Here is a 9,734-nt window from a genome sequence, read left to right on the forward strand (position 1 = left end):
CTAAACTTTGACAATCTTATAGGCATAATGCCAAAAGATTGTCAAAGTAAGTTTCTTTTGACCATTAATTTAAGAACATTAAAAAGGATATAGTTTATCAGAAGTTCTTAAAGCGGCTGCCATTGATCATTGTAAATTGAATTTTGGTTATTTTGTTCCTCATCATCCATTTTACATCTTCCGTCTTACATCTATCCCTCAAATCTCTGCCCTCACCATCCTATCTTTTCCTTGCATATCTTTTCTTAAATCAATATTTATAAACCCTTTATCATCCAACATTTCAATTGTTTCTTTATCTAAATATTCATTAATTTCGAAGAAAAGTTGTCCCTTGGGTTTTAAATTGGTTTTAGCAAAATCGGCTATAGCCTTGTAAAATAGCAATGGATTTTCATCGCTAACAAATAAAGCAAGATGAGGCTCGTGCAGCAACACATTAGTATGCATTTCTAATTTCTCTAAATACCTGATATATGGCGGGTTACTCACGATTATATCAAATTTATCTTTAGATTGAAAAGTTAAAATATCAGCCTCTAAAAAGTCAACTTCAACACCTATTTGTTGCGCATTATGTTTGGCCACTGCAATAGCCTCACCAGAAACATCCAAGGTGGATACTTCAGCATTCGGCAAATGTTTTTTAAGGGTAATCGGAATACAACCCGATCCTGTTCCAATATCCAGGATCTTAGCTTCGTTAACCGTAAACTGCGAACTGCAAACGGAAATGATCCATTCTACCAGTTCTTCAGTTTCGGGCCGTGGAATAAGTACATGTTCGTTAACTTTAAAAACCAGACCGTAAAAATGAGCCTCTTCCAAAATATGCTGAATGGGTTTACCGATCTGCAAATCGTTTAGGATGCTCAAAAGCTTTTGCTCGTTAATGAAACTGATTTCAGTATCTTTCTGCATCATCAGTTTACCCGGAGATAACAACAGCACCTGTTCTGCAGCTAAACTAAATAGCGACTTAGCTTCTTCCCTGTCGTATAACGGTACTAATTCTGATTTGTAATGCTCTTCGAGCGCCCCTATGTTCATGTGATACAAAATTACTTAATTGAGATGATAACAATCCTGTTTTGATAAGGCCATGACTCTTTTTTTACTACTTTTGCGCTAATGAGCGACGAATTTTACATAAAACGCTGTTTAGAACTGGCCGCTTTAGGCATAGGCAACGTAAGTCCGAACCCAATGGTTGGATGCGTAATTGTACTGAACGATAAAATTATAGGCGAAGGTTACCACCAGGAATATGGAAAAGCCCATGCAGAACCAAACGCTGTAAAAGCAGTAATTGATCAATACGGAGATGAAGCCGAAAACCTGCTCAAACAGGCTACGGCTTATGTTAGCTTAGAGCCCTGCGCACATTTTGGAAAAACCCCTCCCTGTGCGGATCTTTTTGTAAAACACCAGCTCAAAAAAGTGGTGATCGGTAATAGGGATCCTTTTTCGGGAGTTGATGGCAAAGGTATAGAAAAGCTCAAAAATGCCGGTATCGAAGTGGTAAGTGGTATTTTGGATGATGAATGCCGCGATTTTAACAGGAGATTTTTCACCAGAATACAAAAGCAAAGACCACATATCATCTTAAAATGGGCAGAAACCGCCAATGGGTACTTTGCAACAGCGGATGGTCACCAGAAATGGATAAGTGGCGCTTTGGCAAAACGCCTGGCCCATCAGTGGCGCTCGGAAGAAGATGCCATATTGATCGGCAAACAAACTGCTATTGTAGATAATCCGCAGTTAACCGCAAGAGAATGGCCCGGTAAAAACCCAATCCGTTTGGTGGTTGATAAAAACCTGCAGGTGCCAAAATCCAATCATATTTATAATAACGAGGCAAAAACCATCATCTTTAACGAAATTAAAACCGATGTTGAAGATAATATCCACTACATCCAGATGGAGGATATGCATTTTTACCTGGCACAAAAGATTGCTTTCCAACTTTACTTAATGGATATACAATCGGTGATTATTGAAGGTGGTGCAAATATCTTAAATCAGTTTTTATCTACGGATCTTTGGGATGAAGCACGTATCTTCACCTCTGCAAACAGCTGGACCGATGGCATTCCTTCACCTACGATAAAAGGTAGCTTAAAAGAACAGATCCCGGTTGGAAGCGATAAACTCTCTATCTATATAAACGACATAAATAAATGATTTACATCATCTTAAGCATATGCTGTAGTGTTACGGTTGCTATCTTATTAAAACTCGCAAAAAGGTACCAGATCAGCATTATACAAGCGGTTACGGTTAATTACCTGGCCGCATTAACCTTGTGTTTCTTTTTCTTTAAACCAGATATAAAATTGGTTACCCATGCTGCACCATGGCCGATTTATATTACGCTGGCGGTACTATTACCTACAATTTTTTTGTTCCTTGCCGCATCGGTTAAAAGCCTCGGTATAGTTAAAACCGATATTGCCCAACGCTTATCGCTGTTCATCCCCATATTGGCCGCTTATTTTATTTTTAAAGAAGATTTTAATAATTTTAAAATCACGGGGCTATTTATAGGTTTTGCCGCAATTGTTTTAACTTTTCTGCGCAAATCCGATAAAAAAGGTGAAAAAGGAAACCTATTATACCCTATAATGGTTTTTGTTGGTTTTGGTGTAATCGACATACTTTTTAAACAGATTGCCCTTTACAAAGAACTGCCTTATACCACCTCGCTTTTTACGGTTTTTTGCCTTTCGTTTGTGGTTTCGTTAATTATAGTTATGGTTATGGTAATTTCGCGCCGAATAAAGCTGCAGCTGGTGAATGTAGTTTGTGGCCTTATTTTGGGCTTCTTTAACTTCGGGAATATTCTATTTTACATGAAAGCGCATAAGGCATTGGCAGAAAATCCATCTACGGTATTTGCAGCAATGAATTTAGGGGTGATTATTGTAGGCACCCTGATCGGCATAATTGCTTTTAAAGAAAAATTGAGCAAACTTAATTATGCAGGGATAGTTTTGGCTATAATAGCCGTTATTTTCATCACATTGTCGCAAAATGCTGTTCGATGATTCATATAAAACCATCGAAAATGCCTCAGAAGGTATATTTCGTGATAAAGGCAGCAAATTTTTAGCTTATGCCTATCCCATCCGCAGTGAGGAAGAAGTGAAACCGATTATTGCGAAACTGCGTACGGAAAACCCTAAAGCCAATCATTTTTGTTATGCTTACCGCTTAACCCCCAACCGTGCTGTTTTTAGGGTAAATGATGATGGCGAACCTTCAGGTACTGCCGGCAGACCAATCCTGAACTGTTTGTTATCAGAAGATATTACCAATATTTTAATGGTTGTGGTACGGTATTTTGGCGGTACTTTACTTGGCGTTCCTGGTTTAATCAATGCCTATAAAAATGCAAGTATAGAAGCCATTAAAGCTTCAACGATAGTAAGCAAAACCGTTAACGATGTATACGAAGCTTATTTCGATTACCTGCAGATGAACGATGTAATGAAATTGAGCAAAGAGGAGAATTTGCAGATACTTGCCCAGCAATTTGATACCAGTTGCATCTTAAAATTTGAAGTCAGAAAAGCGCAACTCAATCAGGTTTTAAGTAAATTTGATAAAATCGAAGGTGTTAAATTAAAATACCTGAACACAGTTTAACAAAACACCAACACCGGTTAAATCAACATCCATATGTAAAATACCATGTGGATGAATAAAAAAATAAAATCCGCGGCGATCAGCGAAATCTGCGGGACAAAAAAAGCTGGGGCATTATTAGTAACCACAGATAAAAAGGATCAACACAGATGGAATTGTTTTATATCAATAAATCTGTGTGCAAAACGAACCAAATATGAAAATATCGGAAAGCGACCTGATCATCAATCCAGATGGCAGTATATACCACTTAAATCTTTTACCCGAAGATGTTGCCGAAACCGTAATAACCGTAGGCGATCCGGACCGTGTGGGCGAGGTGAGCAAATATTTCGATAAAGTAGAGTTGAAAAAAGGTAAGCGCGAATTTATTACCCATACCGGTTTTGTAGGAAAGAAACGGATTACTGTACTATCAACAGGTATCGGAACAGATAATATCGATATCGTTTTTAATGAGCTGGATGCGCTGGTAAACATCGATTTTGAAACGCGCGAGGTAAAAAAAGAACTAACCGCTTTAAATATTATCCGCGTAGGCACTTCTGGAGCTGTGCAGCCTGATATCCCAATGGGAACGATTTTGGCTTCTACACACGGCCTGGGTATGGATGCATTGATGAATTATTACCTACAGCAACTATCAGGCGACGAACAGCTTTTAATGGATGATGTAAAAGCACATTTCGGACACCTGAAAAACATCCATCCTTATTTAACCGCGGCAGACGAAACACTCTTGAACACTATTGGGAAGGATATGCACCATGGCATTACCATTACCGCTCCTGGCTTTTATGCTCCCCAAGGTAGAATAGTTAGGGCAAAAAACGCAGTTCCGGATTTTATAGGTTTGATCAATAGTTTTAGGAGCAACCAGCACCGCATTACCAATCTGGAAATGGAAACTGCAGGAATTTACGCTTTGGCCAAAGTTTTGGGCCATAAGGCACTTTCAGTTAATGCTATTCTAGCCAGTCGCGTTAAATTCGAATTCAGCAGCAACCCCAATAAAATAGTAGAGCAGGCTATTAAAACGGTACTCGAAAGGATTTAATTGCTGCAAACCAAGCTTTTAAGTACATTTAGGCTTTTAATACAGGTTAAGTTAACATGAGGCGTTCGTTATCTATTTCTATACTATTAAATTGCCTTTATATAGCAGCTTTTGCCCAGGGGAATTTATTGGGCAAAAAGCTCGAAAAAATGAAAGCCACAGCTTTGGCACATTACAAACTGCATCAAACCAAAGCTTATATAGATACACTGAACAGAATTTCCTATCTATACTATAGAGAAAACCCAGACAGCAATTGGGCTTATGCAGAAAAAGCATATAAACTTTCGATAAGGGAAAATTATCTGATCGGGCAAGCCAGAGCCAGACTTAACTTTTCGGGAAATTATTATTATAAATATAATTATGTTCAAGCCTTCAAGGAATTAAACCTAGCTTATAGAATTGCAATAAAAACATCAGACCCGATACTGATTGCCACATGTTTAAACAATATAGGCCTTGCTTATGTTCAACAAAAAAACTATGCTATTGCATTAAAGCACTTTTATCGTTCTTTAGATATTTCTACCAGAGCAAAAGATTTAAATATGCAAATGCTAAATCATTTTAATCTGGGTTTTTGCAATTCGCTGCTTTATAGTAAATATAAAACAAGTTATATACAAGACGCGATTAAACATTACCAGATTGCCCAAACAATATCAAAAAAAATAGATAACCTTACTTATATCTATACATGTTATAATAGATTAGGTGAACTATATATCCTTAATGGCGATTATAAGAATGGTATTAAGGACGTCCAGATAGTATTATCGAATAAAAAAGAAATTTCCGATTGGGAATTGGGCATAGCTTATACCAGTATGGCACAGGCCGAAAGTGCTTTAAAAAAATATGATAAAGCAATAAATTCAGCAGAACTGGGCTATATTATTGCAAAAAGAAACCACAACGATATTTATATCGACAAATCTCTATCACTGCTTGCCAAATCTTATCAATCAATTGGCAATTTTAAAAAAGCTTATCATGTTTTGTTAGAAAGGACGCGCTACGCCGCTGTAACATCCGATGAAGAAGCAAAAAAAAGGGTGAATGATCTTTTGATCATCCAAAAAAACCTCGAAAACCAATATCTCACCAAAGAAATTGCCGCTCAGGAAAAAAATATACAGTTAAACCGGTTATTATTCATCATAACAATTTTCTTTTTGGCATTGGTTTCTGTTTTATTGGCGATAGTTTATCGAAAATCAAAACAAAAAAGCAGGTTAAATAGGTTACTTGCCGATACTAATATTGAAATCTTACAGCAAAGGGACCTGATCAGGAAACAGAATACAGAGCTTAAGAACAATGATGATTATAAGAACAAATTGTTATCTGTAATCGGACACGACCTCCGCTCGCCTTTTGCAAGCACCTTGCATGCTACAAAGTTTTTTAAAGACGGGGATTTAAGTCTTGAAGAGCTTAACCTTTTTATCGATGATTTTCAGGAAAAAATATTGAACTGCCTGGTGATGTTAAATGATCTGTTGGCCTGGACCAAAAATAACAATTCGACCGAGGCGGACAAAAAACCTTATCAACTTAACCAGATTACAGATCTTGTAATTAAAGAGTTGGTTAGTACCATTTCCTTAAAGCAAATCAACCTCAATCATCACCATAATTCAATAAATGATCTTGTAGTGGTGGATGATAAACAGGTAATGGTTATTTTAAGAAACCTGATTACCAATGCCATTAAATTTACCAAACCAAGAGGTACAATAGAGGTATTTTATACCGAAGACCTTTCTATAGGCCAGATTCTTCTTCATATAAAAGACAACGGTATTGGTATGGATAAAGCAAAAGCCTCAAAGATATTTGCCGTTTTTGGTAATGAAGTATCATCAATGGGTACCTCCGGCGAATCAGGTACCGGTATCGGATTAAGTCTGGTTAACGATTTCGCTAAATTGAATGATATAAAAATCCAGTTGAAAACAGAAGAAAATGTCGGTACTGAGTTTATTTTAGGTTTTAAGCAAGCTGTGCCTGATCAATAACCACTATTTAAATGTGCGCTAAAAACCCATGATGCAAATTTATCTCATATAGCTTCATCAGGTGCAAAAAAAGGCCCGAAATTCGGGCCTCAATATTTTAGACAGTTGGTATGGTCTCTTTTACCAATTCGTTACCTTCGGTATCCAAATAGGTGCAGGTCATTTCTTCCAGATCGATTACCCATTTTTCTACACCGGCATCTGCTGCCTGCTTGCAGAAGGTAAAATAATCGGTTTCACCATGCTGATGCACCTTTAAAGCATGCTCCAGTTTTCCTGCAGAAGACTCTTCATTGATAATTAAACTTGGATACTCCTCAGGACTCGCCTGTTGAACATTGTCATCATCATCAAAATAAATGGATAAACCATTGTTTACGTAAACATCATTCCGTTTAACACCCAATTCTTTGATTTCTTTAATAAAACGGGGAAAATCTGCACCTGTTTTAATCTTTGATTCTGCCGCCCTGATATTTTCGATCGTAAACATAATTTATCTGTTTAATGAAACTTTATAAATGGTTGTCTGCGTATACAAATCTTCTGGTTTTAACACTGTACTTGGAAATGAAGGGATGTTAATTGCATTTGGATGGTGTTGTGTTTCTACACAAAAAGCACCGAAATTCCCATAATCTTTTCCACCCTTACCATTTTTCACCTCTAAATATTTCGAAGTGTATAAGTGTGCTACAGGTTCTGTTGTATATACGCTTAAAACTAAACCGCTTTCCTCCTCAATTGTTTTAGTGGCCAACGATAAATCGCCGTAAATTTTATCCAGAACAAAGGTTTGATCGTATCCTTCCTCTGCATCCCAATCCTGCCCAATTGGCTTTAATTTTGTAAAATCAAGCGCTGTTCCCTCAACCGGGATCAATTTACCCGTTACCGAATAATTATCATCCTGCTCCAGGTAATTTGAGGCAAAAATCTGTTGTTTGTGGTCTTTAATATTACCGCCGTTTGGTGCCAGGTTAAAATAACCATGATGCGTTAAATTAATGGCCGTAGCCTGATCGGTTTCTGCTTCATAACTCAAAATCAACTCGTCGTTTTCGGTCAGTTCGAAAGTAAGATCGATGATCAGGTTACCTGGAAAATTCTCTTCGCCATCAACACTTTCATATTGTAAGGTAACTGATGACTGTGGTCCTTCACTAATCTCAACAATATCCCAAACTTTTTTATCAAACCCCTCTATACCACCATGCAAAGTATCCGTTCCTGCATTTTGCGCCAGTTGATAGTTTTCTCCATCGATGGTGAAATTTCCATTTTTAATCCGGTTGGCATAACGGCCAACCACTGCACCTAAATAAGGATAACCGCTTAGGTAAGCCGGATCAAGGTATTCTTCAAAAGTATCGAAACCAAGCACGATATCCTGCTTTTCGCCTTTGGCATTTTCGACAATAAATTTGTTGATGATTGCACCATAATTAAATATTTTAACATAAGTGCCTTTACTATTGGTTAGTTCGATTGCGATAACTTCTTCGCCATCAATAATTTTTCCGGTAGGTATTTGCTGAACGCTCATAAATTGTAACTTAGGGCTTTTGTTTCCTAAACAAACATACCATTATTAATGATTTTAATAAATATATTTTAGCCAAATGGACATTAACCTCGAGGAAAAATTTGCTGCCCATTATCATAAAAATGCGGACGCTGTTTATTTCACCCCCGGCCGTGTTAACCTCATCGGCGAACATATCGATTATAACGGAGGCTTAGTGATGCCCTGCGCCATTACCCTTGGCACCTGGGTAGCCATTGCCCCTAATAACGACAATAAATTCAGGTTTAAAAGCTTAAATTTTGAAATAGAAACAGCAGTAGAAAGTAATACCATAAACCAAAAAGATGGTGGGCTTTGGACCAATTATCCAATAGGCGTAATAAACGAATTTATCAGCGATGGAAAGGAAATTGCCGGGCTGGATTTTCTTTTTTATGGGAATATCCCGATCGGATCTGGACTTTCTTCTTCTGCATCGATTGAAATTGCAACTGCTTACGCCCTAAACAGCTATTTTAACCTGGGTTACGACAAATTAGAACTGGTAAAAATTGCAAAACGTGTTGAAAATGATTTCATCGGCCTTAATTCGGGCATTATGGATCAGTTTGCAGTTGCTTTTGGTGAAAAAAACAAGGCAATTGTACTAGACTGTGAAACTTTAAAATATAAAATGGTAGATGTTGATCTGGGCAATTATGTTCTGGCCATTATCAATACCAATAAACCACGCGAATTGGCTGATTCGAAATACAACGAACGCGTAGCCGAGTGCCAGACGGCGCTTAAACAGTTAAATGAAGAGATCACCCTTCATTACCTTTGCGAGCTAAATGCCGAGAAATTTGCCTTGCATAGTCATTTAATTACAGATGAAGTGATTTTAAACCGCGCAACACATGTGGTTAAAGAAAACGACCGTGTACACTTGGCCGCAAAAGCTTTAAACAACGGCAATCTGCAAGAATTTGGACGTTTAATGTATGCTTCGCACGAATCGTTAAGAAACTTATACGAAGTAAGCGGAAAGGAACTTGATGCCGTGGTTGATTTCTGTACAGCTTATGAGCATGTAATCGGCGCCCGTATGACGGGTGCAGGCTTTGGGGGCTGCGCGATTGCATTACTTGAAAAAGGTTATGAAGAAGACTTTGCAAAATACTTAACAGATTATTACGTAGATAAGATAGGTTACCCTGCCGCAATTTACATCAGCGAAATTGGTAATGGCCCAATTAAGTTATAAACAAATCAGTGTAATCCCTTCATCGGTGTAATCACTTTAAAAAAATGAGAAAATTAAAATTAGACGAGTTAAACCGTCCGGATATTGAGGCGTTTAAAGCACAGGAAAAACTGCCTGTTGTAGTGGTTTTGGATAATGTGCGCAGCATGCACAATGTGGGTTCGATATTCCGTACCGCAGATGGCTTTGCTTTGGAGAAAGTAATCCTTTGTGGTATTACCGCTCAAC

10 protein-coding genes are annotated in these 9,734 nt (G+C 37.7%); 7 read left to right on the forward strand and 3 right to left on the reverse strand.

The annotated features are described in order from the left end of the window. Positions 1-198 precede the first annotated feature (198 nt). Entirely contained in the window at positions 199-1,050 is an 852-nt protein-coding gene (prmC, locus tag B2V92_RS06690) for a peptide chain release factor N(5)-glutamine methyltransferase (RefSeq protein WP_293306053.1), read from the reverse strand. Between the two features lie 81 nt (positions 1,051-1,131). On the opposite strand from prmC, the gene ribD reads away from it, so the two are divergent. From ribD to B2V92_RS06715, 5 genes are all read left to right on the forward strand, one after another. Next, positions 1,132-2,187, forward strand: coding sequence for a bifunctional diaminohydroxyphosphoribosylaminopyrimidine deaminase/5-amino-6-(5-phosphoribosylamino)uracil reductase RibD (gene ribD, locus B2V92_RS06695; protein ID WP_293306055.1), 1,056 nt, complete (start codon positions 1,132-1,134; stop codon positions 2,185-2,187). Next, on the forward strand, positions 2,184-3,050 hold the full coding sequence (locus B2V92_RS06700; RefSeq protein WP_293306057.1) for a DMT family transporter: 867 nt from the start codon (positions 2,184-2,186) through the stop codon (positions 3,048-3,050). The genes ribD and B2V92_RS06700 overlap by 4 nt, the downstream gene beginning before the upstream one ends. Beyond that, complete coding sequence (locus B2V92_RS06705) at positions 3,037-3,651, forward strand: IMPACT family protein (protein WP_293306059.1); 615 nt, start codon at positions 3,037-3,039, stop codon at positions 3,649-3,651. Before B2V92_RS06700 ends, B2V92_RS06705 begins: the two co-directional genes overlap by 14 nt. Before the next feature lie 196 nt (positions 3,652-3,847). Then, positions 3,848-4,708, forward strand: a complete 861-nt coding sequence (locus tag B2V92_RS06710) for a nucleoside phosphorylase (RefSeq protein WP_293306061.1) — start codon at positions 3,848-3,850, stop codon at positions 4,706-4,708. 56 nt (positions 4,709-4,764) lie between these two features. Further along, complete coding sequence (locus B2V92_RS06715; RefSeq protein ID WP_293306063.1) at positions 4,765-6,732, forward strand: tetratricopeptide repeat-containing sensor histidine kinase; 1,968 nt, start codon at positions 4,765-4,767, stop codon at positions 6,730-6,732. A 97-nt stretch (positions 6,733-6,829) separates the two neighbouring features. On the opposite strand, the gene B2V92_RS06720 is transcribed toward B2V92_RS06715, so the two are convergent. Both B2V92_RS06720 and B2V92_RS06725 read right to left on the reverse strand, forming a co-directional pair. After that, entirely contained in the window at positions 6,830-7,225 is a 396-nt protein-coding gene (locus B2V92_RS06720) for a DUF1398 domain-containing protein (protein WP_293306065.1), read from the reverse strand. Positions 7,226-7,228: 3 nt separating this feature from the next. Continuing rightward, entirely contained in the window at positions 7,229-8,278 is a 1,050-nt protein-coding gene (locus B2V92_RS06725; protein WP_293306067.1) for an aldose epimerase family protein, read from the reverse strand. A 76-nt stretch (positions 8,279-8,354) separates the two neighbouring features. Between B2V92_RS06725 and B2V92_RS06730 the strand changes: the two genes are divergently transcribed. Beyond that, on the forward strand, positions 8,355-9,506 hold the full coding sequence (locus B2V92_RS06730; protein ID WP_293306069.1) for a galactokinase: 1,152 nt from the start codon (positions 8,355-8,357) through the stop codon (positions 9,504-9,506). A 44-nt stretch (positions 9,507-9,550) separates the two neighbouring features. Further along, a partial coding sequence (locus B2V92_RS06735) for a TrmH family RNA methyltransferase (RefSeq protein WP_293306071.1) occupies positions 9,551-9,734 on the forward strand: 184 nt, incomplete at its 3' end.

Origin of the sequence: Pedobacter sp. UBA5917 (assembly GCF_002432345.1) — a bacterium.
In the GTDB taxonomy this organism is placed as follows: domain Bacteria; phylum Bacteroidota; class Bacteroidia; order Sphingobacteriales; family Sphingobacteriaceae; genus Pedobacter.

Coding starts and splice junctions, on each gene's coding strand:
- prmC (WP_293306053.1), bottom strand. CDS start 1,050: ATGAACATAGGGGCGCTCGAAGAGCATTACAAATCAGAATTAGTACCG.
- ribD (WP_293306055.1), top strand. CDS start 1,132: ATGAGCGACGAATTTTACATAAAACGCTGTTTAGAACTGGCCGCTTTA.
- B2V92_RS06700 (WP_293306057.1), top strand. CDS start 2,184: ATGATTTACATCATCTTAAGCATATGCTGTAGTGTTACGGTTGCTATC.
- B2V92_RS06705 (WP_293306059.1), top strand. CDS start 3,037: ATGCTGTTCGATGATTCATATAAAACCATCGAAAATGCCTCAGAAGGT.
- B2V92_RS06710 (WP_293306061.1), top strand. CDS start 3,848: ATGAAAATATCGGAAAGCGACCTGATCATCAATCCAGATGGCAGTATA.
- B2V92_RS06715 (WP_293306063.1), top strand. CDS start 4,765: ATGAGGCGTTCGTTATCTATTTCTATACTATTAAATTGCCTTTATATA.
- B2V92_RS06720 (WP_293306065.1), bottom strand. CDS start 7,225: ATGTTTACGATCGAAAATATCAGGGCGGCAGAATCAAAGATTAAAACA.
- B2V92_RS06725 (WP_293306067.1), bottom strand. CDS start 8,278: ATGAGCGTTCAGCAAATACCTACCGGAAAAATTATTGATGGCGAAGAA.
- B2V92_RS06730 (WP_293306069.1), top strand. CDS start 8,355: ATGGACATTAACCTCGAGGAAAAATTTGCTGCCCATTATCATAAAAAT.